This window comes from Nocardia sp. NPDC057272 (genome assembly GCF_042668615.1).
Classification (GTDB): Bacteria; Actinomycetota; Actinomycetes; order Mycobacteriales; family Mycobacteriaceae; genus Nocardia.
This window is the reverse complement of record NZ_JBHUYK010000045.1, coordinates 12,766-38,355: the sequence shown is the minus strand read 5'-3', so window position 1 is coordinate 38,355 and position 25,590 is coordinate 12,766. Positions and strand designations below refer to the sequence as shown.

The window sequence follows — 25,590 nt, the reverse complement described above, 5'->3', positions numbered from 1 at the left end:
GCGCCGTTGCGTAGGCGACGAAGGAGCAAGCAACGGTGCCTCAACGACGGGACCGGCGGGGCCGCGAACACGCGGCGCCCGCGCCGCCAAAAAATCAGCTCTTGCCGACCTCTTTGTTGTATGCCTCGGTGATTTCCGCCGAGATACGACCGCGGGCGGAGACCTTGTGACCCTTGCGGCGTGCCCATTCGCGAATTGCGGCGCTCTGTTCGCGGTCCATGGAAACGCGGCTCTTGCCCTGCGGCGCGGGTGCACCGGCAGCCTTCACCCGACGACGGCCACTCACACGGCGGGCGTTGGCGACCCACTCGTCCAGGCCCTCGCGCAGGCGCGCCGCATTTGCGTCCGACAGATCGATCTCGTACGACACCCCATCGATAGCGAACTCGATGGTCTCGTCCGCGATGGACTCACCGTCGACATCGTCGATCAGGCTAACGGTGACCTTCTTTGCCATGAGATGAACGTCCTCTCGAAATCGTCAAGCCTGCCTCCAGGCCGAATACCCGAGGCAAGAATACCCCGAAATGCGAAATTTCCAACACGGGGTGTTCACCCCGTGAATTCACTGGTCAGCGACTAGTGGGTCGCACAATCGGGAACAGGATCGTTTCCCGGATTCCGGAACCCGTGAGTGCCATCAACAAGCGGTCGATTCCCATACCGGTTCCGGTGGTCGGCGGCATACCGTGTTCCATCGCGGCGAGGAAGTCTTCATCGAGCACCATGGCCTCGTCATCGCCCGCCGCGGCCAGCCTGGCCTGGTCGACGAAGCGTTCCCGCTGGATCACCGGGTCTACCAGTTCCGAATAGCCCGTTGCCAACTCGAAGCCGCGAACATAGAGGTCCCACTTCTCGGTGACGCCGGGCTTGCTGCGATGCTGACGGGTCAGCGGTGAAGTCTCGACCGGGAAGTCACGAACGAAAGTCGGCGCGTAGAGCTTGTCGCCATACGCGTGTTCCCAAAGTTCTTCGACCAGTTTCCCGTGACCGTAGCCCTTGTCCGAAGGAATTTCCAGACCCACCCGATCGGCGAGCGCGAGCAATTCCTCGACAGTGGTTTCCGGAGTGACCTCGACACCGATCGACTCCGACAGCGAGGGATACATCTCGACGGTGGTCCACTCGCCTCCGAGATCATATTCAGTGCCGTCGGCAAGCGTCACCAGAAGGGTGCCGAATGCCTCGTGCGCGACTTCCTGGATCAATTCACGGGTCATCGTCGCCGAGTCGTCATAGGTGCCGTAGGCCTCGTAGGTTTCCAGCATCGCGAACTCGGGCGAATGGGTCGAGTCAGCGCCTTCGTTGCGGAAGTTCCGGTTGATCTCGAAGACCTTCTCCAGGCCACCGACCACGCAACGCTTGAGGAACAGCTCCGGCGCGATGCGCAGGAAAAGGTCCATGTCGAGCGCATTGGAACGGGTGACGAACGGGCGCGCGGCGGCGCCACCGTGGATGGTCTGCAGCATCGGGGTCTCGACCTCGAGGAAGCCGCGGCGCTCCAGCGCGTTACGCAGCGCACGGACCACGTTCACGCGGGTACGGGCCATTTCCCTGGCCTCCGGGCGCACGATCAGGTCGACATAGCGCTGACGAACGCGCGACTCCTCGTTCATCTCCTTGTGCGCCACCGGCAGCGGGCGCAGCGACTTGGCCGCCATCGACCAGGAATCGGCCATCACGCTCAATTCGCCGGTGCGTGAGGAGATGACCTCGCCGTGCACGAACACGAAGTCACCGAGGTCGACATCGGCCTTCCACGCCGCCAGCGCGTCGGCGCCGACACCGTTGAGGCTGATCATCGCCTGCAACTTGGTGCCGTCGCCTTCCTGCAGCGTGGCGAAGCACAGCTTGCCGGTATTACGAACGAAAATGACGCGACCCGCGATACCGGCCTGCAGACCGGTCTGGGTGTCGGCTTCCAGATCCGGGTAGGCGGCACGAATTTCGGCCAGGGTGTGGGTGCGTGGCACCACCACCGGATAGGCCTCACCACCCTCGGTGAGCAGCCGTTCGCGCTTGTCCCGGCGAATCCGCATCTGCTCGGGAACATCGATGTCCACAGCGGAAGTGGCGGCGCGGCCGGGTGCGGCGGGGTTAGGAGTGCTCACGTTCGACAACATTAGCGGTCCCCGGAAATGGATTTGCCGCTCCCCCGCTCCCCCGCCCCTCCGTGTATTCAGCGGACCGTCCGGAAGCGCAGCCGTCAGCTCTCGGCCTCACGTTATGCGTACGAGGGCCCGGGGGTGGCTAGCGAGTTACCCATGTGCTCGCGAAATCAGTGAGGCACTTCACAATTCGTGCGGCGCAGTTACAGCGAGGCCAGCGCGTCCACCTCGCGGGCGAAATGCGGGACGCCGATGCCGACCGTCAACAGCCCCGCCGATTTCAACGCCTGGTATCCACCGATCACATCGGTGGCCCGATGCAACCCCAGCTCCTGCAACGCCGCCGCCGCCAAACTCGACGTGTACCCCTCCGAGCAGAAGATGACCCATTCCACGTCGTGATCAACGGCAAGGGACAACCGGGCCGACGAGGCCGGATCCAGCCGCCATTCCAGGACATTTCGCTCGATCACCAGCGCGCCGGGCAGCGAACCTTCGCGCACGCGCTGGGCGGCCGGTCGGATGTCGACCAGAATCGCGCCACGCTCCAGCGCGGCGGCCACGTCGTACACATACACCCGGTGCAATCGCGCGCGAGCGTTCTCGAGCATCTGATCAATCGTCAAACGGCTCATCACAGATCACCTTCGGGCTGGTCGGTGAGGACGGTTTTGGTTCGGCGCAACGTTCCGTGGCCGGTCACTTCGTAATACGACATCGCCGACAGCGGCGGGGAATAGGCATGCACGCTCAAGGTGGGATCGAGCGGACCGACGGATTCGGCGACGGCGGGCGCGCGCACCACGTCGTGCACCCAGCCGATCGGGAACGACGCCTGATCACCCGCGGCGAGCGTGCGCCTGCGTAACTCCGTGCCATTCCAGCGGTATTCCGAAAGAGCGCCGCTCAGCACGGTCAGGGCGCCGAGCGAGCCGGCGTGATCGTGCAAATCGGTGAATTTGCCCGGCGTCCAGCTGATCAGCCAGACATCGACCTCGTCGTCGTGCGAGAGGCGGGTCGCCCAGCGCTCGTCGGCCGGCCAGATGCCGTCGGCGGGCAGAAGGTGGTCGTAGCGACCGGAGAGGACGTCTTCGGCGCCTTCGTCGGTGAGTCGCAGCAGGTCAGCGGGCCGCAACCGGGTCGGCAACGCCGAGGCGATCGCCCGATCGAGCGGGGGCGTCGCGGAGTACTCGTCGCGCGCGGACGGAAGGGAAAGGACAGAAGAACGCATGAGCGCATCTCCAGGAGGTGAGAAATCGGTCGAGGGAAAACGTCAGCCTCGAACGGTCGAGGCAGGTTAGCCTCGACAACACTCCTGGGTGCTCACACGGAAGATCACGAGCGCTAGTTTAGCAGACACTATTTCTTGTTGCGCTCGTAGACATGGCGCAAGCCGGTCAGCGTGAGATGCGGGACGTGCTGGTCGATGGTTTCCGACTCCGGCACGATCAACGGCGCGCCCGCCCCCGTCGCGACGACGGTGACATCGGTGCCCGCGAACGCGTCGAATTCGTCGCGGATGCGGTCGACCAGCCCGTCGACCAGCCCGGCGAACCCGAAGATCGCGCCGGACTGAATGCACTCCATGCTGTTCTTGCCCACCACCGAACGCGGCCGTGCCAGCTCGACGCGGCGCATCGCACTGCGTTCCACCAGCGCCTCGGCCGAGATCTCCACCCCGGGCGCGATCACGCCGCCGAGGAATTCCCCCTTGGCCGAGACCAGGTCGACGCAGATCGCAGTGCCGAAATCGACGACGATCGCGGGCCCGCCGAAACTACGAAACGCGGCAAGGCAGTTGACGATGCGGTCGGCGCCGACTTCCTTCGGATTGTCGACCAGTAGCGGAATGCCTGTTCGCACACCGGGTTCCACCAGCACATGCGGCACATGGGACCAATAGCGCGCCAGCATGGCGCGCAGTTCGCGCAGCACCGGCGGCACGGTCGACAACGCCGAGACACCGGCGATCTGATCGAGATCGTCGCCGACCAGACCGCGCACCTGCATGGCGAACTCGTCCGCGGTGATCAGCGGATTGGTGTGAATCCGCCAGTGCCGCACCAGTGTCGCGTGTTCGCCACTACCGGAGAACAGGCCGAGCTCGATTCCGGTGTTGCGGACATCGATCGTCAGCAGCATGGTCCTGGGTCCCCCGCCCGGCTCAGACGAACGACAGCGAGCGCGGCGAGGTGAGGCCGGAGCCCTCCGGTGCGTGCGCGGGGTCGCTGCCCAGCTCCACCGGACGGTTGCGGTCGTCGACGAAGACCACCTTCGGGTCGTACTCACGGACCTCGGCCTCGTCCATCTGGCCGTAGGCGATGAGGATGACCAGGTCACCGGGGTGCACGAGGTGGGCGGCGGCACCGTTGATGCCGATCACACCCGAACCGCGCTCGCCGGCGATCACGTAGGTCTCGAGGCGGGCGCCGTTGTCGATGTCGACGATGCAGACCTGCTCACCCTCGAGCAGATCGGCGGCGTCGAGCAGATCCTGGTCGACGGTCACCGAGCCGACATAGTGCAGGTCGGCATGGGTCACGGTGGCACGGTGGATCTTCGACTTCATCATGGTGCGCAACATCGTCGTCGCCTTTCAGTGCGCCTGCGAGGCAGGGAGGGAGTTCGCGTCGGGATGCCCGTCGATCTGGGCGCCGAGTACTACGGGAGCGTTGTCGATCAGGCGGGTGTCGCCGACTCTGGCGGCGACCAGCAGGCGGGCGTTGCCCGCGGTGGGGGCCGGACCCAGGTTGGCATCGCGCAGTTCGAGGTAGTCGACATCGAGGCCCTCGACCGCGTCGAGAACCGAGCGAGCGGTCTGGACGACCGCCTCCGCGCCCAGGCCCGCGGCGTGACGGCCCGCGGCGAGCGCGGCCGACAGCGCCAGCGCCGACTCGCGCTGGGTGGCGTCGAGGAAGCGGTTGCGTGAGGACAGCGCGAGGCCGTCGGGCTCGCGGACCGTCGGATAGGCCACGATCTTCGCGTCCATGTTCAGGTCGCGCACCATCTGGCGGATCAGCGTGAGCTGCTGGTAGTCCTTCTCACCGAAATACGCCTCGGAGGCGTGGGTGATGTTGAGCAGCTTCGCGACGACGGTGAGCATGCCCGCGAAATGCGTCGGCCTGCTGCCGCCTTCGAGCTCGGCGCCGAGTGGACCCGGCTGGATCGTGGTACGCATGCCGTCCGGGTACATATCGGAAACCGTCGGCGCGAAAACCAGGTCGACGCCCTCGGTGCGGAGCAGTTCGAGGTCGGCGTCGAGAGTGCGCGGGTAGGCGTCGAGGTCTTCGTTCGCGCCGAACTGCAGCGGGTTGACGAAGATCGAGACGATCACGACCTGGTTGTTGAGCTTGGCCTGACGAATCAGCGCGAGGTGCCCCTCGTGCAGCGCACCCATCGTCGGCACGAAACCGACCGTGCGACCGGCGCCGCGCAAGGCCTTGGCGACCGTGTCGAGCACCTCGGGATTGTGGTGCACGGTGAGTACGCCCGCCTTGAAAGCACCGGTGGCGCGGGCGCCACCCTGGTGATGATGCACTTCTCGGGGTTCCATCAGTGGCCTTCCTTGGCGAGGAGCTCCAGCAGTGCCGGATCGGTGTGGGCGAGTTGGGCCGTGCGCAACGAGTTGGCTCGGTAGGCCTCGGCCAGGCGATCGTCGACCTGCCCGAACGCGGCCAGATGGGCGGCGACGGCGTCGACATCACCGCGGGCGACCGGACCGGTGAGTGCGGCCTGGCCGCGACGCAAGGCGTTGTCGAGTGCGGCCGAGGCGAGCGGGGCGAGCAGCCGTTCGGGGAGGCCGCCGGGCTGATCGTCGACCAGCGGCTGGCCGAGCAGACCGGGGCCGGAAAGGGATTCGCGCAGGGCCGCGACGGCGTCGACGATCACCGTCACCAGGTGATTGCTGCCGTGGGCGAGGGCCGCGTGATAGAGCGAACGCTGGTCTTCCTCGACGCGAACCGGTTCGCCACCCATCTCGATCACCAGCGCCTGCGCGATGGCGTACCCGACCTCGTCGGCGGCGGTGACGCCGAAACAGGCATTGGCGAGTCGGGCGATGTCCTCGTCGTGGCCGGTGAAGGTCATGGCGGGGTGGATCGCGAGGCTGAGCGCACCCTGCTTCGTCAGCGGTTCGAGAATCGCGACGCCGTTCGCGCCGGAGGTGTGCACGACGATGGTGCCGGGGCGGACTACGTTCGCACCGGCGAGGCCGCGGACCAGCCCGGCGAGTTCGGCGTCGGGCACGGCGAGCAGGAGCAGTTCACTGCGCTGGGCGATCTGTTCGATCGGCAGTACCTGGGCTTCGGGCAGCCGGGTACGGGCGCGATGCACCGAGGCGTCGGAGATCGCGGCGACACCGAAGACCACGTGGCCGGCTCGCTCGAGCGCTACGCCGAGTGCGGAACCCACTCGTCCCGCCGAGACGATTCCTACCGTCAGTCGTGCGGGCGCTGGATCCAGTCGTGCGGGCACGGAGTCGCCACTCGTGTTTGCGCCATCAGGGTTGACACTTCTCGAGGTCAACGTTGTCCTCTCGATTTGCGTTCCAGTCCCGCGGTGCGGGTACCAGACGTTCGCTTCGAGAATAGAGGGAGTTACTCGAGGACCGCCACACGCCCCACCGTGATCTAGCGCTCACCTGGTCCGCCACTCCGCGTATTCAAGGCCACACCCAGGTGCGTGGTGATAGGTGGACGCGGCCGAGGGTTCGCCGGTGGGCGAGCTGGCTGTTGTCGGTGAGTTACCCATGTTCTCGCGCGAGAACGGTGTTGCGACCAGCTAGGTACGCGGAGACGCGGAGCCGGTGGACTCCGATTCGAGGTTGGCCATGATGTCCGCCACCGACAGCCGGGCGGTGCCCTCGGTTTCGGCGCGGCGGCGTCGACGGGAGCTGGTGCCCACCGAGGGGGCCTTCTCGGGGCGGGTGGCCGGGGGCTGGGCGGGCTCCGGGGCGGCCTCGGCCGTCGCTGCGGGAGCCGGGGCAGGTTCGGCCGCGGCGACCGGTGCCGGGGTCGACTCGGCCGCAACCGGGGCGGGCTCGGGCGCAGCGGTCGAGTTGCCGTTGGTGGTGGGCTCGGCCGGGAGGACCGTCTCCGTCACCTGGCGGGTGTTCGGCGAGGACAGGCGCGGCGGCGGCGTCTTTCCCGATGACTTGGCCGGTGCGGCGGGCTGCGCGGCGGCGGTCGCCTGCTGGGTTTCGGCGTACTCGTCGAGCTGCACGGCCGAGGTCTCGGCGGTGACCGGGTCGTCGTACGGGTCGGCGAAATTGGCCGAAACCGGTTGCATGAAGACAGGTTTCAGTGCGCTGGGCGGTTGCTGCCACGGGCCGAACCAGGCAGCGGTGGCATCCTCGGGGCTATCGTCGAAATCGTGGTCGGGCTCGTCGAAGGCATTGAAGCCACCGGCGGGCAACGCGTCGATCCGCACGGCGTCGGCCTGCAACGCAGGTTGCTCGTCGGGCAGTGCACCGTCGAACAGGACCTGCAGATTCTGGCGCAGCAGGGTCAGCTCGGCGCGCAGTGCGGCGATTTCGGAGGAGTCGGCGCCGACTTCGGCACGCACCCGCGCCTCGACGCCCATCTCGTACTCACGGCGCGCGTTGATCTCGCGCTCGAGCTGCAACTCGTACACCGTCTGCAGATCGCGAACCTTCGCCTTGTCGACGGCCGCGTCCTTGCGGTAGCGAGTAGCCGCGAGCGCGCCGATCACCGCTGCCCACAGCGCTGCTACCAGGCCGATCCGCACGTATTGGACGTTTTCGCTGAAGATCAGGAAAACACTGGCGGTCAGGCCGAGCAGGATGAGGAAACCGACGAAGAATTTTCCCGCGTCGTCCCGCCGTCGTCGGGGCGCCGTGCTGCGGGAGGGTGAAACCATGAGGGCCAGGGTAGCCGGAATCGGCTGGTCGGCCCACCAAAGGTGGTGGTTGTTCCATTCGCAAGTTGCTACGTAGTAGCGGGATCGTCGGTCGGGTCCTCGGGCGCTCGGCAGCAATACTCCAGCCACAAAGCCGCAGCAACCAGGGCCGAACCGGCCAGCAGACCGACCACCGCGCCCGGCGAATCGGTAGCGGCGGCGGTCACGGTGCCGCGCTGTGGGAAAACCCACAGCAGAAACCCCAGCCACACACCCGCGGCCAGCGAGCCCACCTGCAACGACGCCTTCGCCAGCGCCACACCCCTGGCAACGTTGATCGGATGCATCTGGCCGGGGCCGTCGCCGATCTGCTCATCGGCGATCTTGGCCTTGATCGCGAAGCCCAGCGCCGCCTCGATCGCGGCGACCGGCAGCAGCGAGGCGCTCGCGGCCACCGAGATCGACGGGAAGCTGGAATAGGCGAACCGGGTGGCGACCCAGGCGACCGCTGCGGCCACCACCACGTTCAGCGCGAGGTCGAGTACCCGGGTGGGTTTCAGCACGAGCCGGCGCTTTCCTCGCGTAGCACCAGATCGGTACGGACCACACCGTCTTTCTCGGACCGGCCGAGTCCGGCGAGCAGCTCCGCGATCGGGCGCGCGACCCCGTCGACGACAAGGTGCGCCGACGGTTCGACGGCCAGCCACGGGATCAGGACGAAGGCCCGGTTGTGGGCCTGCGGGTGCGGCAGGATCAGCGTCGGGTCGGTGTCGCGGGCGATCGCCGTGCCGGTGCTGTCGGCGCACTGGACCACGTCGACGTCGAGGGTGCGCGCACCCCAGCGGACCTCGCGCACGCGGCCCGCCGCCTGCTCGAGCTCCTGACCGAAACGCAGCCAGGCGTAATCGTCGAAGGCCGGATCTTCCACTGTGACAACAGCGTTGAGGTAATCGTCTTGGTCGACGCCACCCCACGGCGCGGTCGTGTAGACCGGCGACACCGCCACGACACGCTGCCCCAGCGCGTCGAGCACGCTGCGCAGATGCGCGAGCCGATCGCCCAGATTCGAGCCGATCGACAGCACCGCGCGAGTCATCGGCGCGACTCCGGGGCCTGCGTGCGATACCGGGTGGCCACCACGCGCACGTCTTCGAAGGTGTGCGGGATCGGCGCCGACGGCTTGTGCACGACCGCCTCCACCGCCTCGATCCGCGGGTCGGCCATCACGTCGTCGGCGATCTCGGAGACCACCGTTTCGATCAGATCGCGCGGCGGACCGGTCACGATGCGCACGGCGCGCTCGGCGAGGGCGCCGTAGTCGACGGTGTCGGCGAGGTCGTCGGACGCGGCGGCCGCGGCGAAATCAACCCACACTGTCAGATCGACGACGAATTCCTGGCCGTCACGACGCTCGAAATCGAACACTCCGTGCCTGCCGAAAGCACGCAGGCCACGCAGCTCGATCCGCGACGACGCGGGCCTGCCCGCGGGCGGCGGCAGCAGAGGCAAGTTCATCGGAGGGCTCCTCGGAGGGTGACTCGGACACCTGCGGCGGTTCGGGTAGCGAGGATGTTCACGGCGCGAGCCCTCGGGCAGCGGCCGATCGAGCGTCGGCTGCTCGACGCCAGGCATCGACGACGGCGATGGCGTCGAGGGACGCCCGGACATCGTGCACGCGCACGCCCCAAGCGCCGTGGGTGGCCGCGAGGGCCGACAGGGTGGCGGTGGCGGTTTCGCGGCCGTCGGGCGGGCGTGGGCCCGATTCGTCGGCCAGAAGAGCGCCGAGGAAACGCTTGCGTGAGGCGCCGATCAAAATCGGGAAACCGCCTGCCACCAGTTCCGGGAGAGCGGCGAGGAGTTCCCAGTTGTGCTCGGCATTCTTGGCGAAACCGAGGCCGGGGTCGAGGATCAGCCGGTCCGGGGTGACCCCCGCGGCGACAGCCAGGTCAACCTGGGCGGTGAGCTCGGCGTTCACCTCGGCGACCACGTCGTCGTAGTGATCGGCGGGGCCGGTGTGGCGGTAGTCGGCGCCCGCCCGCCAGTGCATGAGGATCCACGGCACGCCCGCTTCGGCGACGACTTTCACCATGTTCGGGTCGGCACGGCCGCCGGAGACGTCGTTCACCACCGAGACGCCGGCCTCCAGCGCGGCCTCGGCGACCTCGGCGCGCATGGTGTCGACACTGGTCGGCACCCCGGCGGCGACCAGACCCCGGATCACCGGAGCGACCCTGGCTGCCTCGGCGGCCGGGTCGACCCGGTCGGCCCCCGGCCTGGTGGATTCACCACCCACATCGACGATGTCGGCGCCCGCTTCGTACAGCTCGACACCGTGCGCGATCGCGAGTTCGGGATCGAGGTAGCGACCGCCGTCGGAGAAAGAATCAGCGGTCACGTTGACCACACCCATGACCACGCAGGAGCGGTGGTCACGGGGGGTCACCAGTGGCTCGCTCATTTGCGCAGGATCAGGTCCAGCGCCTCGGATCGCGAGGCGGCGTCGGTTTGCAGCTGGCCGCGCACCGCCGAGGTGGTGGTGCTGGCACCGGGCTTACGGATTCCCCTCATGGCCATGCACAGGTGCTCGGCCTCGATCACCACGATCGCGCCGCGCGGATCCAGTCGTCGCATCACCGCGTCGGCGATCTGGCTGGTCAGCCGCTCCTGCACCTGGGGTCGCTTGGCGTAGAGATCGACCACGCGCGCCAGCTTCGACAGCCCCGTCACCCGGCCGTGCGGGCCGGGGATGTAGCCGACGTGCGCGACGCCGTGGAACGAGACCAGGTGATGCTCACAGGTGGAGAACATCGGGATGTCGCGAACCAGCACGAGTTCCTGGTGACCCTCGTCGAAGGTGGTCGCCAGCACCGCGTCGGGCTCGGTGTAGAGCCCCGCGAACATCTCCCGGTAAGCACGCGCCACCCGCGCGGGCGTGTCGAGCAGGCCGGGGCGGTCGGGATCCTCACCGACCGCGAGCAGCAGCTCGCGCACCGCGTTCTCGGCGCGCTCCTGATCGAACGGCAAACCGGTCGCCAGCGCCGTCAGCACCGACGGACTGGTCGCACCCAGCTCACCTGCCGGATCGAGTTCCTGCTTGTTGGCCGACAACTTCTCCGCACCTCCGTGATATTTGCGGCTGGCGCCGCGGGTTCTCGGCCCTGTTCTGCGCTCAGTCCAGAGGCGGGCGGGCCGAGAACGAGAGCCGAAAGCCGGCGACCACCCGACATTCGACGGCCGAGCGTGATCCGAGAACCAGTGCCGAACGCCGGTTCCTGTTCGGCATTCGACCTTCGAGCGTAGTTGGCCCCCGGTCAGTGGCGGCCGTTCGGCCCTTCCCACTCCTTGTTCTCCGGATCGGCGTCACGCACCGGCGGCTGCGGCTGGGCACCCCACGGCTGGAAACCGTCGCTGGCGTGCCGCGGCTGCTGCTGCTCGGGCCTGCCCCAGGCACTGCCCTGGTCCTGCGGCGGTTGGGGCTGCTGCTGCGGCTGTTGCGGCGGCTGCTGTTGCGGCTGCTGCTGCTGATCCTCGCGCGGCGGCCACCCCGGAGCCGACCAGCCGGCCGGTGCGCCGTAATCGGGCCGCGAACCGTGCGTGCCCGACTGCCGGGGGAACGCCTGGGTCGGCGCGGCGGGCAACGGGTAACCGGCCGCGGGCGGTGCGGGCTGGCCGTAGGGCTGACCCGGGTAGCCGTTGGGCTCCACCGGCGGTGCCCCGTTGGGCACCGGCACCGGAGCGGGCTGCACCGGCGGCCACGGCTCGCCGCGCTCGACAGCCAGCTCACCCGGCGTCTTCACCGGCGGCTTGTCCGACGGGTGCCGGTCACCGAAATCGTTGAACGCGGTGATCCGCGGACGCTTCTCCACACCGGCCAGGATCGTCTCGAGATCCTTGCGGTGCAGCGTCTCGCGCTCGAGCAGCGCGGTGGCCAAGGCGTCGAGCTGCTCGCGGTATTCGCTGAGGATCGACCACGCCTCGGTGTGCGCGGCCTCGATGAGGTTGCGCACCTCCTCGTCGATCTCGCGGGCGACCTCGTGCGAGTAGTCGGCCTGCACGCCCATCGAGCGGCCGAGGAACGGGTCGCCCTGCTCCTGGCCGTAGCGCACGGCGCCGAGACGGGCGCTCATGCCGTATTCGGTGACCATCCCGCGAGCGATCTTGGTGGCCTGGTCGATGTCGGAGGACGCGCCGGTGGTCGGCTCGTGGAACACCAGTTCCTCGGCGGCGCGGCCACCCATCGCGAAGACCAGCCGGGAGATCATCTCCGAGCGGGTCATCAGGCCCTTGTCGTCCTCGGGAACCGTCATGGCGTGCCCGCCGGTGCGGCCGCGGGCCAGAATGGTGACCTTGTAGACGGGCTCGATATCGGGCATCGCCCACGCCGCCAGAGTGTGGCCACCCTCGTGGTAGGCGGTGATCTTCTTCTCGTGCTCGCTGATGATGCGGCTCTTGCGGCGCGGGCCACCGATCACGCGGTCGACCGACTCCTCGAGCGATTCGCCGGTGATGACCGAACCGTTCTCGCGGGCGGTGAGCAGCGCGGCCTCGTTGATCACGTTGGCCAGATCGGCGCCGGACATGCCGACGGTGCGCTTGGCCAGACCCTCGAGGTCGGCTTCCTGCGAGATCGGCTTGCCCGCCGAGTGCACCCGCAGGATCGCGCGGCGACCGGCCAGGTCGGGGTTGCCGACCGGGATCTGCCGGTCGAACCGGCCGGGGCGCAGCAGCGCGGGGTCGAGGATGTCGGGTCGGTTGGTGGCCGCGATCAGGATGATGTTGGAGCGATCGCCGAAGCCGTCCATCTCGACCAGCAGCTGGTTGAGCGTCTGCTCGCGCTCGTCGTGACCGCCGCCGAGGCCCGCACCGCGCTGGCGGCCGACCGCGTCGATCTCGTCGACGAAGATGATGCAGGGGCTGTTCTGCTTGGCCTGCTCGAACAGGTCGCGCACGCGGGAGGCGCCGACACCGACGAACATCTCGACGAAGTCCGATCCGGAGATGGTGAAGAACGGCACCCCGGCCTCGCCCGCGACCGCGCGGGCCAGCAGCGTCTTGCCGGTTCCCGGCGGCCCGTAGAGCAGCACGCCCTTGGGGATCTTCGCGCCGAGCGCCTGGTAGCGGGCCGGATTCTGGAGGAAGTCCTTGATCTCGTAGAGCTCTTCGACGGCCTCGTCGGCACCGGCCACGTCCTGGAACGTGGTCTTGGGCATGTCCTTGGTCAGCAGTTTGGCCTTGGACTTACCGAAGCCCATCATTCCGCCACGGCCACCGCCCTGCATGCGCGACATCACGAAGATGAACAGGCCGACCAGCAGCACCATCGGCACGATGAACAGCAGCAGCTGCGACAGCCAGCTCTCCTGCTTGACCACGGTGTCGTACGGGGCGCCGGACTTCTGCACGGCGTCGAGGATCTGCGCGGAGTTCTCCCCACCACTGGGGTACTTGGCGACGATCTTGGCGTTGTTGCTCGTGGCCTCGTTGCCGTTGTTCAGTTCGATGCGGAGCTGCTGCTCCTTGTCATCGATCTGCACGTTCTTGACGTTCGCTTTGTCCTCGAGCTGGGCCAGCGCAACGGAAGTGTCGACACTCTCCCAACCGCGCGTGTCATCGCTGAGAAAGCTGAACAGCCAGATCATGAGCATGATGCCCGAGATGATCGCCAAGGTGCGAAACACTGTCTTGCGGTTCATAGAGCGTCGGCCGGACGGCCCAGTCCTTTCCGGTTATTACTCCGGGTGTGCTTGCGAAGCGTCGAGATCGGCGGGTTTCGGATGCGGACATGCCACGTTACCGCGTACGGTCTAGTTCGATACATCGCGCAGTTCGGCTGCTGGTGCAGTTGCACTGGTAAACGGCCGGAGAACGCAAGAGGTTCCCGAACGCTCCGACCGGGTTGTGGCAAGTGGCCACAATCATGTCATGCCCGCCTTATCGTGGGCGACGACACAACTACAGCGCAGGGGGTATAGACATCGTCGAGCTACGAACACCCACAGCGATTCTGCGCCACGGCGGTGGACGGCTCGTCGTCCTCCGGCCGGGTACCGACGGCGAACGTGTTCTCGACGTTCCCATTGCCGACCTGCTCAAGGTGCGCCTCAATCGGCGCGCCGACGAGGCGGTGGTGATCGAGATCTATCTGCGTTATCCCACGGCGGTCCTCACCGGCGTTCCCGCCGACCGCACTCCCCTTCCGGTGCTCATCGCCGAGCACGACGTGCCTGCCGCCCTCGGCATCGTCGACCGGATCAACGACCAGATCATGGTGACCCAGCGCATCGACGTGGCCGCGCCGGATCTCACCCCGCCCGCTCCCGAGTGGGGCAAGTCGGGTCCCACCCGCGCCGATGTCGAGCGCGCCGTGCGCCGGATGGCGCCGCGCAAGGACGCGCGTTCGGCCGTCACCGCGCTGAACCGGTATGTCACGCCCGACGAATACGTCCTGGAAACGGCCGTCGCCGTGGCCGCCCCGCCCGCGGGATCGGGCACCGGCCTGCTCGCCGCGACCACCTCTCGCGTGCTGTTCATCTCCATCGGCAGCGGCGAGCGCTATGCCTTCGAATTGGCGGTGGCCGCGATTCTCGGCGCCCGCACCGTCGAAGGCGCGCGCTCGGCGCCCGGCGAGGTGGATACGCGCCACGGCGGATCTGGCATCGATATCAACGACGGCAATCGCACGCTGCATTTCGCGGGCGTGGATCGCGCCGACACCGAACGGGTCACCTGCGCGGTGAATTTCGCCATCCGCAGGCAGGCCGCCGACGGCGCCGCCGGTCCCGCCGACCCGGGTGTCAACCAGCTCTACGCGGAATGGGAATTACTGGTCGAGCGGCATTCGCTCGGCATGGTCGACGACACGCAATTCCAGCGCTACGGCCGCGGGATCCTGCGCAGCCTATAGTGCCGGTGGCCGGACCGGATGCTCAATTCGGTTCGGCCGCTTCGGTTTCCGCCTTCTGCTCCGGCTCGTTGAGTTCGATCCGCCGCCACGGGCTGGTGGGCCGGGTCCATAGTCGCACCAGTTCCATCCGGCGGTCGACGCCGCCGTTCTTCAGTTCGGCGAGGTCCTCGGTGGCCTGCCAGTAGGTCCAGCCGGTGAGGTAGGCGTCGCCGAATTGGCGCCAGTTGCGGTAGCGGCGCTGCGCGGGGACCAGCGCGCGCATGCAGTATTCCCACGCCACGTCGGCGTCGATGTAGCCCGCGGTGAACGCCATGCGGGCCACCGCGACGACGCGGGCCAGATCCCAGGCGTGGATGTCGTTGGGTAGCGGGCGCGAGAGATGGTCGGTGAAGCCGATCTTGATGGCCTGCGCCCAGATGTCGTAGTCGCGGACCAGTGCTTCGGGATTGTCCATCCCCCGAAACGAGCCGACCTGCCGCAAGAACGCGCGCTGCTTGTCGGCGCGCTCACCGAAACGGTCGCGCTCACTGGCGTTGACCGAGGCCATCACCAGCGGATGCACCAGCGAATACAACGGCGCGTGCATGCCTTCGAGCAGCTGTTCCATCGAGGCGCGGGCTTCGGTGCCGTCGGTGATGCCCCAGGCGCCGGTGAGCGTGTCGATCGCGAGTTCGCGGCGGTCGCCGAGCGGGTGCTCACGCTCGGGGCCGAGCAGCATCGCGTCGTGGAAGGCGTCCCAGCGCGTGGAGTAGAAGGCGCCGAGGGCGAGCGCGCGCAGTTCGTCGTCGCTCACCCCCGCACCCGACCAGTGATCTTCTTCGCGCTCATCTAGTTCCGGGTACGGAAATGTGGTCAGCGCTGGTACTCCCCTGGCAGGCATGCGGCCGAGTCTAGTGCCGTGACCGCGATCACGGGTGCCGTGCGAATCTCACGTGCGTCACGAGATTTTCAGATCGCCTTATTCTTCGCCTGTCGTGTCATGCCTCACAGGTCTATGGTTCTGACATGTGTAGAAATATCACCGTCTTGCGTGGTCTGGAGCCTGCCGCCACCGAGCAGGAGATCTACGCTGCCGCCTTGCAATATGTGCGCAAAGTCGGCGGCATCTCCGGCCTGAGTAGCGCCACGAAACCCGCGGTCGACAAGGCCGTCGCGGCCATCGCCGCGGCCACCACGGCGCTGCTGGCCGAACTCCCCGATCGCCGTGTCCCGCCGCCCACCGAACCGCCGCTGCGCCGGATCGCGGCGCGCGAGAACGAGGTCAGCGAGGCACCGTAGGAATCAGCTCGATCCAGAACTGAAACGTGTTCTAATTGTTTGAGCAGGCACGCCACTTCCTCTTGGCCGCGCCGCGATAGTCGGTGAACCGAATTCAGCAGACGCACGAGGAGAACGACCAGTGAGCGAACTCGACAAAGACGTCGCGGTGATCGAAGTGCACAATCCGGCCACCGGCGACCTGGTCGGCACCGTGCCGGTCACCACGCCGGACGACGTGGCGGCCGCGGTCCGCGAACTGCGCCTCTACCAGCCCGAATGGGAAGCGATCGGGCCGTCCGGGCGCAAGCAGTGGCTGCTGAAGATGCAGGACTGGCTGATCGACAACACCGAGCACCTGGCCGCGGTGCTGCAATCGGAGACCGCCAAGCCGCGCGTCGACGCGATCATCGATCCGGCGTTCGCGGTCGACATCCTCGGCTACTACGCGCGCCGGGCGGGCAAGTTCCTCGCCGACGAGCACCCGTCGCCGCACAGCCCGCTCGCGCGGGTGAAGTCGCTGACCGTGGCCTACCGCCCCTATCCCGTGGTCGGAGTGATCACGCCGTGGAACTTCCCGCTCGCGATGCCCGCGATCGACGTGTTCCCCGCGCTGGCGGCCGGCGCCGCGGTGATCCTCAAGCCGTCGGAGGTGACGCCGCTGTCCGCGGTGGAGCTGGCCCGAGGCTGGGCCGAGATCGGTGCCCCGCCGGTGTTCAAGGTGGTCACCGGCGCGGGCGCGACCGGCGCGGCGGTGGTCGGGAACGCCGACTACATCCAGTTCACCGGTTCCACCGCGACCGGCCGCAAGATCGCGGCCACCTGCGCGGAGCGGATGGTGCCCTACAGCCTCGAGCTCGGCGGTAAGGACCCGGCGATCGTGCTCGCCGACGCGGACCTGGACCGCGCCGCGCACGGCATCGCCTTCGGAGGCATGTTCAACGCCGGGCAGGTGTGCATCTCGGTCGAGCGGGTCTACGTCGAAGCGCCTGCCTACGACGAGTTCGTCACCAAGCTCACCGCGGCGGTCGCCGCCTTGCGTCAGGGCGCCGACGATCGCGAGTCGAAGAACGACGTCGGCGCGCTCGCCAACGAGAACCAGGTGCTGATCGTGCAGCGCCACGTCGACGAGGCGGTGGCGGCGGGCGCCCGGGTGACCACCGGCGGCAAACGCACCGGCGTCGGCACCTTCTTCGAGCCGACCGTGCTCGTGGATGTGGACCATTCGATGTCGTGCGTCGCCGAGGAGACCTTCGGCCCGACGCTGCCGGTGATGAAGGTGGCCGACGAGGCCGAGGCGATCCGGATGGCCAACGACTCGATCTACGGGCTCTCGGCGTCGGTATGGACGGGCGACAAGGCGCGCGGCGAACGCGTGGCCAGGCAGCTGAACACGGGCGCGGTGAACATCAACGACGTGTTCTCGAACCTGTTCAATCCCGCGATGCCGATGGGCGGCTGGGGTCTGTCCGGCGTCGGCGCACGCTGGGGCGGTGCGTCGGGGCTGCGGAAATACTGTCGCGCGCAGGCGATGACGAAGCCGAAGCTGCCGACCATGGGCAAGGAATTGTTCTGGTACCCCTACGACATGAACAAGCTGGTCGTCGCGGTCGCGGCGATGCGGGCGGCCGGTGCCCGCGGGATGCGCCGAATCGACCTGCCTGCGGTGCTGCGTCTCAAGAAGAGCGAGTAGCCGATTCCGGCTGCGACACCTGTTGGTGCGCAGCCGGATTCACCGCTTCGAAACTTGTTTGTGACTAACATCACTCCGCCGATCTTGCTGGTCGCGGTCGCCGTGGTCAGCGGCACCTTTCGACGCGCACGACAGCGGCGCGGTGCTGCCCACATCGGGCCAGGTGATGTGAACAGCGACGCATTTTCCCTGGTCAGCCGCCCAGATGTGACGTCGATCCACTCGGCGGCAGATCGACACGAACAATAGACAATCCGATGGTGCAGCTCACCATGTCAGGCCATATGCTGTGCGATACCAACCTGGTGACTGTTTTGATCCACTTCCGCGAACTTCCTTGCCCGTTTTGGCTGGATTTTCCCGACCGATTCTGATAGCAAGGTGCTATGGACCCGCATTTGCGCGATCTGCGGTATTTCGTCGCCGTCGCTGAGGAACTGCATTTCACGAACGCCGCCCAGCGGCTGCATATCGCTCAGCCGACGTTGTCACGCCAGATCCGCCAGCTCGAACGCCAGCTCGACGTGGTCCTGTTCGACCGCAACCAGCGCAGTGTCGCCCTCACCGTCGCCGGTAAGGAACTGCTCGAAGGCGCCCGCAAGATCCTCGAGCTGTGGGAGGTGACCAACGTGTCCCTCCAGGAAGCAGGCGAGGTGCTGCGCGTCGGAATCCAGTCCGCGCTCGGCCGGGGTCTGCTCAACGACCTCGAGAGCGCGAGCGGTCACCGCCTCGCCCTGCACGCCGCGTCGTGGAACGACCCCTCCAGTGGCCTGGCCGGTCGACAGGCCGACCTGTCGCTGGTCTGGCTGCCGCTGCCCGACCCCAACCGTTATCGCTGGCAGGTGCTGCGCACCGAGCCGCGCTGGGTGCTGCTGCCGGAGTCGCATCCGCTTGCCGAGCAGGACAGCATCGAATTCGCCGATCTGCTCGACGAGCCCTTCGTCGCCCTGCCCACCGAAGCGGGCGCGGTCCGCGACTTCTGGCTCGGCAACGATGCCCGCGGCGGCAAAGCGGCCAAGATCGGCGCCGAGGCGGCCACCCCCGAGGACAAACTCGAGGCTGTGAGCCTCGGTCTCGGCGTGTGTCTGCTGGCCGAGAACAACGTGCCGATGTACCGCTGGCCCGGGCTCACCGCGCGTCCGGTCGCCGGTCTCACCCCGTGTGAGCTGGCGGTGGCATGGCGGGCCGACGACACGCGCCCGACCATTCTGGAATTCGCCGGTCGCGCCGTCGACGGCGGCTTCTCCGAGCCGACACCCCAGCCGCAGCCGATCGCGGTCTAGTTCGACAGTTCCAGTTGGGCGGCGAGACCGAGCAAGGTGGACTCGCTGCCCGGCGGACCGACCAGCTGCGCGGCCAACGGGGTGTGCGCCTCGGGATGGGTGCCCATCGGCAGTGACGCCGCGGGCCAGCCGAGCAGATTCCACAGTCCGGTGAACGGCGCGTAGCGCACCGAGGACACGACATTCGCGGCCCACCCGCGCCCGCTCCACTGCCTGGCCTTGGGCGGTGGCGCGGCGAGCGTCGGGGTGATCACCACGTCGAAGTCCTCGAAGAATTCGAGCAGTCTGGCTTCGGTCCGGTCGATCTGGCTGGGGCGGACCAGGCCGAGTCGCCGGATCACCCTGCCGATCGCCAGATGACGTTTGGTGCGTTGCTGGAGCAGATCGGGGTTCTCGAGTGCCTCGGCGTCGGCCAGACCCGCGCTCGGCCAGCGCAGCAGCATCAGCAGCGCCGCGTCGCCGTAGGGCAGTTCCACCGGTTGCACCTCGTGCCCGGCCACCGCCGCGCGCGCACCCGCGGTGCGCGCCGCCGCCGTCCAATGCCGATCCATCCGGACCAGACGCGACGGCGGAGCCACGGCCAGTCCGATGCGTAGTCGCTGTGGCTTGCGTAGTTCGGCCAGGTCGGAACGGCCCGCCAGCACCGACAGCGCCAGCGCCGCGTCCGACACCGTGGTCGCGAGGACGCCGTTCTCGGCCAGTCCCGCCCAGGAATCGGCGCCGATCTGTGCGGGCACCACGTGTCTACCCGGCTTGATCCCGAAGACCCCGCATGCCGCGGCGGGCACCCGGATCGAGCCGAGACCGTCGTTGCCGTGCGCGATCGGTACGAGTCCGGCGGCCACCGCGGCGGCCGCACCACCCGAGGATCCCCCCGTCGACCGGCCGACATCGCGCGGATTGCGGGTGACGCACCCCGCGGAGTCGGTACTCGCCCACAAGCCGAGCTCGGGCATCGCCGTCAACCCCACCACGATCGCGCCCGCGGCGCGCAGCCTGGCCACCACCGGGTGATCGACGCTCGCCGGTTCCGCGGAGGTGGCCGCCGAACCGGCCCGGGTCGGCTCGCCTGCCACCGCGATGTTCTGTTTCACCGCCACCGGCACACCGGCCAGCGGCAGCTCGTCGAGGTCTTGCCTGGCGGCGAGTTCTCGCGCTTCGGCCCGCGCCCGCTCGGCGCGCACCACCGTGAACGCGTTGATCTTGCGATTCTCCGAGGCGATGCGGGCGAGCGCGTCGGCGGTGACGTCGGCCGGGGTGATGGTGCCCGCGCGAACGCGGGCGGCCAGCGCCGCTGCGGGGCCGCCGATGGGGTATTCGTCGGCGGGCGGGCGGGACGAGTCCATCGTCACCTCAGCGTCCGTTACGCCGTCGTCGTCGACGGACTCCCATGCTACCGCTGTGAGGTCTTCGTTCATCTGCGGATTCGCCCCCGTCGCATGGTCGTCGAAATTCGGGTGATCAGCTCTAGAGGCGCAAGTTATCATTTCAAGTACAGCTCTCCGGCGATGGCGGCGGGTGTGGCGGAATGAATTTCGCACCGATCCGCGCGAACCCTTTAGGTCGGTTGATGAGCGATAACACCGGAAGCGGGGAACAACCCGACGCAACGGCCGGTCGGGCCACGAATGTGCGCGTCGACATGGTCGAGGCGTTCGCCGCCGCGTGGGGCGCGGTCGACGAACGCCCGCCCGACATCGCCGAGTTCCTCCCCGACGCGGCCACCCTGCGCGCGCAGGCGCTGCACGAGCTGATCCGGGTCGACCTGCGCCATCGCTGGCTGCATCACGCCGGCACCGGCATCGACCGCAAGCGGCTGATCCACTACTGCGCCGAGTTCCCCGAGCTCGACCGGGAGTCGCTGCCCGCCGGGCTGGTGTTCGAGGAATTCGTCATCCGCAGGCACAGCGGCGAACGGGTCGATCCGCGCGAGTGTCTGCGCGAGTATCCGGAGCAGGCGGCCAGTCTGCGTGGACTGCTCAATACCGAGGAACTCGACCAGAGCACCCACCGGGCCGACGATCCCGACGCGACGATGAACCAAACGGCGGACTCGACTCGTAGTACCCAGATGACCAGCCCGCACCTCGACCTCACCGCGACCGCCACCTCGGCCGCGACGTCGACGGACGCACTCTCGAATCCCGGCGTGTTCGAGCCGCTCGACCGCATCGAGATCGGCCAGCGCATCGGCGATTTCGAGCTGCTCACCGGGCTCGGTTCCGGTGCTTTCGCCCGCGTCTTCCTGGCCAGGCAGACGTCGATGCAGCGCCTGGTCGCGGTGAAGATCTCCGCCGACCGCGGCACCGAGCCGCAGACGCTGGCCCAGCTCGACCACGACTACATCGTGCGCGTGTTCGACCAGCAACTGATGGACACCGACTCGGCGCCCTCGGGTTCGCGGCGCCTGCGCCTGCTCTACATGCAGTTCCTGCCCGGCGGGACCCTGCTCGGTCTGCTGCGCTGGGTCCGCGCGACCCCACCCGCCGAACGCAGCGGCAAACTGCTGCTCGACGCCGTGGACGCCGCCATGGAGGAGAAGGGCGAGATCCGGCCGACCGATTCGAGCGTGCGCTCCGAGATCGCCGCCCTGAGCTGGCCGGAAACGGTGGCCTGGCTGGGCAGGCGGCTGGCCGAGGCGCTGCACTACGCGTCCTCGCACGGTGTGCTGCACCGTGATGTGAAACCGGCGAACGTGCTGCTCACCGCCGAGGGCGTCCCGAAGCTGGCCGACTTCAACATCAGCTTCAGCCGCACCGTCGAAGGCACCAGCCCGGTGGCCTACTTCGGCGGTTCGCTGGCCTACATGTCCCCCGAACAGCTGGAGGCCTGTCACCCCGGCCTCAGCCGCACCGCCGCCGACCTGGACACCCGCAGCGATATCTACTCCCTCGGCGTGGTCCTGTGGGAACTGCTGACCGGCGCGAAGCCGTTCGACGACGACACCGCCGCGGCCGAGGGCCGGGGCGACGAAACCACCCTCGAGGCCATGCTCGAGCGGCGAACCGGCGGCGTCGACCCCGCCGCGCTCGACCGGGTACCGGTGAACTGCCCCGCTGCCCTGCGCCGCGTGCTGCTGACCTGCCTCGACCCGGACACGTCGCGGCGCTGGGCCGAGGGTGCGGTGCTGGCCAAGCAGTTCGACCTGTGCCTGGATGCCCGCGCCCGCGACCTCGTCGACCCACCGCCGGACAGCTGGCGGATGGTGTGGCGCAAGTGGCCGCTACTGGTGATGATCTTGGCGATCGGCATCCCCAATGCCCTGGCCTCCTGGTACAACATCCAGCACAACCAGAATCTGGTGGTGAGTCGGCTCAGCGAGTCGGCTCAGCAATCGTTCGTCGTGATCACCGCGGGCGTGAACCTGGTCTTCTTCCCCCTGGGCGCCGCGGTGCTCATCTACCTCGCCCGTTTCGTGCTCTCCGTGCCGCGCGGGCTTCGCCATGGCCGTCGGTACGACCCACAGATTCTGCGCCGCACCAGACACGACACCTTGCGCATCGGCGACCGGGTGGTGATCGTGGTGTTCTCGCTGTGGGCGGTCTCCGGACTCACCTTCCCGATCGCGCTGCAATTGGCCGCCGGTGACGTCCCCGGGCACGCCGTGGTCCATTTCCTCGCATCCCTGATGGTCTGCGGGGCGATCGCCGTCGCCTACCCGTTCTTCCTCGTGACGTTCTACCTGGTCCGCTGCATCTACCCGATCTTCCTTCGCCACGGCGAGATCAGCACCGACGACAGCACCTGGCTGCGGGAGCTGAGCGGTCGCTGCACCTGGTACCTCGCGGTGGCCGCCTCGGTCCCTCTGCTCGCCGTCGCGGGCGTCACCTTCCTCCCGCCCGGTGATATCCCGGCCGTGATCGTCGCCGTCCGGGTGCTCTGCGTCGGTGGCATTGTCGCGTTCGTCGGCTCCTACCTGCTCTTCCGCGCACTCGAAGCCGACCTGAAAGCCCTGGAACGCGTCGTCAGCTGACGATCTCCGGCGCGGATGAACTTCCGTGCGGGTCCGCGCGTATGACCCGTCGTGAGCTCGACTGTCATCACCGAGGCGACCCGTCCCTCGCTCGACCGCACCGCCACCATGCACTCCACCGATCGCCGCGGGCTCGACCGGTTCGAGGTGGGCGACCGCGTCGGCGACTTCGAGCTGCTGACCGAGCTCGGTGTCGGCGCGTTCGCCCGGGTGTTCCTGGCCAGGCAACGGTCGATGCAACGCCTGGTCGCGGTGAAGATCTCCGCCGACAGCGGCACCGAGCCGCAAACCCTGGCCCAGCTCGACCACCACTACATCGTGCGCGTCTTCGATCAGCTCGTCCTCGATCCCCCCGGCGACGGGTCGCCCCGGCTGCGCCTGCTGTACATGCAGTTCCTGCCCGGCGGCACCCTGCTCGGCCTGCTGCGCTGGGTCCGCGCGACCCCACCCGCCGAACGCGGCGGTCGCCTCCTGCTCGACGCGATCGACGCGGCGATGACGGAGAAGGGCGAGATCCGGCCGGCGGATTCGAGCGTGCGGCGCGAGATCGCCCACCTCAGCTGGCCCGACACCGTGGCCTGGCTGGGTCGGCGCCTGGCCGCGGCACTGGATCACGCGGCCGATCGGGGTGTGCTGCACCGTGATGTGAAGCCGGCGAATGTCCTGCTCACGGCCGAGGGCGTGCCGAAGCTCGCCGATTTCAACATCAGCTTCAGCGAGACCGCGGGCACCAGCCCGCTCTCGTATTTCGGCGGGTCGCTGGCGTACATGTCACCCGAGCAGCTCGAGGCCAGCCATCCCGGCTACGACCGCAGCGCCGCCGACCTCGAAGCACGCTCCGATCTCTTCTCCCTGGGTGTGTTGCTGTGGGAACTGCTCACCGGCACCAAGCCGTTCGACGACACCGGCGCCGACGACCCCGACTGCGGCGATCGAACCAGACTCGAAGCGATGCTCTCCGCACGCAGCACGGGCGTCAGTGATTCCGCGCTGCGGCAACTCCCGCCGGACTGCCCGCCCGCGCTGCGCCGGGTGCTGCTGCGTTGCCTCGAGCCGGACCGCAACGACCGCTGGCCCGACGGCACCGTCCTCGCCGAACAGTTCGACCTCTGCCTGGACCCGCGCGGCAGGAACCTGGTCGACCCGCCTGCCGGCTCCTACCGAATACGCTTGCGGCCCTTCATGGTTGCGCTGATGACGCTGGCGATCGCGGTGCCCAACGCGCTCGCCGTGCGATACAAGACCTGGCAGAACTCCGGCCTGCTGGTGCAGCGGCTCGAGCCCGCCGCTCGCGAGGCGGTGCACATCGTCTCGGTGGTCACCAACGTGATGTCCTTCGCGCTCGGCGCGGTGATCCTGGTCTATTTGTCCCGCCACGCGATCCTCGTTCCACGCGCGTTACGGGCCGGGCGCCGCGTGGGCACCGCGACGTTGGGCCTGGCAGGCAGGCAATCGCTCTACCTGGGTGACCGGGCGGTCGTCGTCGCCCTGTTGTTCTGGGTCACCGCGGCCGCGATCCTGCCCGCCACGGTGAAGGTGAGCACCGGCGAACTGGAGACGCGCACCACGGTGCAATTTCTGACGTCGAACGCCATCGGCTGCGCCGTGGCGGCGACCTACGCGTTCTTCCTCATCACCTTCTACATGGTCCGCTGCGCGTACCCGGCCTTCCTGCAGCAAGGCCACCGGTTCCATACCGACGCCGCGGCGCTGCGCGGACTCCTGCGGCGCTGCGGCTGGTATCTGGCGGTCGCCGCGTCCATCCCGCTGATCGCGATGGTCGCCATCACCTTGCTGCCCACCGAGGACCTGCTGCCGACCATGGTCTCGCTGCGCGTGGTCTACCTCGGCAGCGTCGTGGCCTTCCTCGGCTCGTACGCGCTGTTCCGCGCGATCGACGCCGATATCCGGGCACTGATCAGAGTCGTCGATCCCCCGGGGGGAACTAGGAGTACACCGCCGGGTTGAGGGTGCCGATGTAAGGGAGGTCGCGGTAGCGCTCGGCGTAGTCGAGGCCGTAGCCGACGACGAATTCGTTGGGGATGTCGAAGCCCACGTGCGCGACGTCGACGGGGGTGCGCAGCGCGTCGGGCTTGCGGAGCAGGGTGACGACTTCCAGCGAGGCCGGGTTACGGGTGGACAGGTTGCGCTTGAGCCAGGACAGCGTCAGGCCCGAGTCGATGATGTCCTCGACGATCAGGACGTTACGGCCCGCGATGTCCTTGTCCAGGTCCTTCATGATGCGCACCACGCCCGAGGACGAGGTGGACGAACCGTAGGACGACACGGCCATGAATTCGAGCTGAGTGGGGATCGACAGCGCCCTGGCGAAGTCGGTCATGAAGAAGATCGCGCCCTTGAGGACGCAGATCAGCAGGAGGTCACCTTCGGGGGAATCGGGCGGGTACCGCTTGGCGACGAGCTCGGCCAATTCCTCGATCTTGGCTTTGATCTCGTCTTCGGTGATCAGCACCGATGCGATGTCGTCTCCGTACACGGAAGTGGGTGTCCCTTCG

The 25,590-nt window shown here is 68.0% G+C and carries 24 protein-coding genes; 6 read left to right on the top strand and 18 right to left on the bottom strand.

Features of this window, described 5'->3' with window-relative positions:
* Positions 1-94 precede the first annotated feature (94 nt).
* From ACFULV_RS33740 to ftsH, 15 genes are all read right to left on the bottom strand, one after another.
* On the bottom strand, positions 95-457 hold the full coding sequence (locus tag ACFULV_RS33740; RefSeq protein ID WP_067454241.1) for an Lsr2 family protein: 363 nt from the start codon (positions 455-457) through the stop codon (positions 95-97).
* Positions 458-572: 115 nt separating this feature from the next.
* The gene (gene lysS, locus ACFULV_RS33735) at positions 573-2,039 is read right to left on the bottom strand and encodes a lysine--tRNA ligase (protein WP_378632439.1); all 1,467 of its coding nucleotides are present in this window, start codon (positions 2,037-2,039) and stop codon (positions 573-575) included.
* Positions 2,040-2,311: 272 nt separating this feature from the next.
* Positions 2,312-2,743: a rhodanese-like domain-containing protein gene (locus ACFULV_RS33730; RefSeq protein WP_378663939.1), complete on the bottom strand. Its 432-nt coding sequence runs from the start codon at positions 2,741-2,743 to the stop codon at positions 2,312-2,314.
* Positions 2,743-3,339, bottom strand: coding sequence for a cysteine dioxygenase (locus ACFULV_RS33725; RefSeq protein ID WP_378631527.1), 597 nt, complete (start codon positions 3,337-3,339; stop codon positions 2,743-2,745). Before ACFULV_RS33725 ends, ACFULV_RS33730 begins: the two co-directional genes overlap by 1 nt.
* 128 nt (positions 3,340-3,467) lie before the next feature.
* Entirely contained in the window at positions 3,468-4,250 is a 783-nt protein-coding gene (locus tag ACFULV_RS33720) for a type III pantothenate kinase (protein WP_378631525.1), read from the bottom strand.
* Between the two features lie 22 nt (positions 4,251-4,272).
* Positions 4,273-4,692 (bottom strand): aspartate 1-decarboxylase, encoded by a 420-nt coding sequence (panD, locus tag ACFULV_RS33715; RefSeq protein WP_378663937.1) that lies wholly within the window; start codon positions 4,690-4,692, stop codon positions 4,273-4,275.
* Positions 4,693-4,704: 12 nt separating this feature from the next.
* Positions 4,705-5,661 (bottom strand): pantoate--beta-alanine ligase, encoded by a 957-nt coding sequence (panC, locus tag ACFULV_RS33710; RefSeq protein ID WP_378631522.1) that lies wholly within the window; start codon positions 5,659-5,661, stop codon positions 4,705-4,707.
* Complete coding sequence (locus ACFULV_RS33705) at positions 5,661-6,581, bottom strand: Rossmann-like and DUF2520 domain-containing protein (RefSeq protein ID WP_378663934.1); 921 nt, start codon at positions 6,579-6,581, stop codon at positions 5,661-5,663. The genes panC and ACFULV_RS33705 overlap by 1 nt, the downstream gene beginning before the upstream one ends.
* A gap of 306 nt (positions 6,582-6,887) precedes the next feature.
* Positions 6,888-7,985, bottom strand: a complete 1,098-nt coding sequence (locus ACFULV_RS33700) for a DUF6779 domain-containing protein (RefSeq protein WP_378663931.1) — start codon at positions 7,983-7,985, stop codon at positions 6,888-6,890.
* Between the two features lie 68 nt (positions 7,986-8,053).
* A complete protein-coding gene (locus tag ACFULV_RS33695) occupies positions 8,054-8,527 on the bottom strand; it encodes a DUF3180 domain-containing protein (protein ID WP_378663928.1) in 474 nt (157 codons plus the stop codon).
* Positions 8,521-9,060: a 2-amino-4-hydroxy-6-hydroxymethyldihydropteridine diphosphokinase gene (gene folK, locus ACFULV_RS33690; RefSeq protein ID WP_378663925.1), complete on the bottom strand. Its 540-nt coding sequence runs from the start codon at positions 9,058-9,060 to the stop codon at positions 8,521-8,523. Before folK ends, ACFULV_RS33695 begins: the two co-directional genes overlap by 7 nt.
* Entirely contained in the window at positions 9,057-9,479 is a 423-nt protein-coding gene (gene folB, locus ACFULV_RS33685) for a dihydroneopterin aldolase (RefSeq protein ID WP_378631517.1), read from the bottom strand. The genes folK and folB overlap by 4 nt, the downstream gene beginning before the upstream one ends.
* Before the next feature lie 58 nt (positions 9,480-9,537).
* The gene (gene folP / locus ACFULV_RS33680) at positions 9,538-10,422 is read right to left on the bottom strand and encodes a dihydropteroate synthase (protein WP_378631516.1); all 885 of its coding nucleotides are present in this window, start codon (positions 10,420-10,422) and stop codon (positions 9,538-9,540) included.
* Complete coding sequence (folE, locus tag ACFULV_RS33675; RefSeq protein ID WP_378663945.1) at positions 10,419-11,033, bottom strand: GTP cyclohydrolase I FolE; 615 nt, start codon at positions 11,031-11,033, stop codon at positions 10,419-10,421. Before folE ends, folP begins: the two co-directional genes overlap by 4 nt.
* A 242-nt stretch (positions 11,034-11,275) precedes the next feature.
* Positions 11,276-13,657 carry an ATP-dependent zinc metalloprotease FtsH gene (gene ftsH, locus ACFULV_RS33670; RefSeq protein ID WP_378663922.1) on the bottom strand — a complete coding sequence of 794 codons (2,382 nt, stop codon included), beginning with the start codon at positions 13,655-13,657 and terminating at the stop codon, positions 11,276-11,278.
* A gap of 224 nt (positions 13,658-13,881) precedes the next feature.
* Between ftsH and ACFULV_RS33665 the strand changes: the two genes are divergently transcribed.
* On the top strand, positions 13,882-14,868 hold the full coding sequence (locus tag ACFULV_RS33665; protein WP_378631513.1) for a hypothetical protein: 987 nt from the start codon (positions 13,882-13,884) through the stop codon (positions 14,866-14,868).
* Between the two features lie 22 nt (positions 14,869-14,890).
* Here the strand turns inward: ACFULV_RS33665 and ACFULV_RS33660 are convergent, their stop codons facing one another.
* The gene (locus ACFULV_RS33660) at positions 14,891-15,748 is read right to left on the bottom strand and encodes a DUF1266 domain-containing protein (protein WP_062991379.1); all 858 of its coding nucleotides are present in this window, start codon (positions 15,746-15,748) and stop codon (positions 14,891-14,893) included.
* A gap of 125 nt (positions 15,749-15,873) precedes the next feature.
* On the opposite strand from ACFULV_RS33660, the gene ACFULV_RS33655 reads away from it, so the two are divergent.
* From ACFULV_RS33655 to ACFULV_RS33645, 3 genes are all read left to right on the top strand, one after another.
* The gene (locus ACFULV_RS33655; RefSeq protein WP_378631511.1) at positions 15,874-16,146 is read left to right on the top strand and encodes a DUF2277 domain-containing protein; all 273 of its coding nucleotides are present in this window, start codon (positions 15,874-15,876) and stop codon (positions 16,144-16,146) included.
* A 121-nt stretch (positions 16,147-16,267) separates the two neighbouring features.
* Entirely contained in the window at positions 16,268-17,818 is a 1,551-nt protein-coding gene (locus ACFULV_RS33650; RefSeq protein WP_378663919.1) for an aldehyde dehydrogenase family protein, read from the top strand.
* A 386-nt stretch (positions 17,819-18,204) separates the two neighbouring features.
* A complete protein-coding gene (locus ACFULV_RS33645; RefSeq protein ID WP_378631508.1) occupies positions 18,205-19,101 on the top strand; it encodes a LysR family transcriptional regulator in 897 nt (298 codons plus the stop codon).
* Here ACFULV_RS33645 and ACFULV_RS33640 read toward each other — a convergent pair.
* Complete coding sequence (locus ACFULV_RS33640) at positions 19,098-20,519, bottom strand: amidase (RefSeq protein ID WP_378663918.1); 1,422 nt, start codon at positions 20,517-20,519, stop codon at positions 19,098-19,100. The two genes, ACFULV_RS33645 and ACFULV_RS33640, sit on opposite strands and share 4 nt — an antisense overlap.
* A gap of 152 nt (positions 20,520-20,671) precedes the next feature.
* Between ACFULV_RS33640 and ACFULV_RS33635 the strand changes: the two genes are divergently transcribed.
* Positions 20,672-23,074, top strand: a complete 2,403-nt coding sequence (locus tag ACFULV_RS33635) for a protein kinase (RefSeq protein WP_378663916.1) — start codon at positions 20,672-20,674, stop codon at positions 23,072-23,074.
* Between the two features lie 51 nt (positions 23,075-23,125).
* Positions 23,126-25,042, top strand: a complete 1,917-nt coding sequence (locus tag ACFULV_RS33630; protein WP_378663913.1) for a serine/threonine-protein kinase — start codon at positions 23,126-23,128, stop codon at positions 25,040-25,042.
* Here ACFULV_RS33630 and hpt read toward each other — a convergent pair.
* Positions 25,020-25,571 carry a hypoxanthine phosphoribosyltransferase gene (gene hpt, locus ACFULV_RS33625; protein WP_056819061.1) on the bottom strand — a complete coding sequence of 184 codons (552 nt, stop codon included), beginning with the start codon at positions 25,569-25,571 and terminating at the stop codon, positions 25,020-25,022. The genes ACFULV_RS33630 and hpt overlap by 23 nt on opposite strands.
* Between the last annotated feature and the right edge of the window lie 19 nt (positions 25,572-25,590).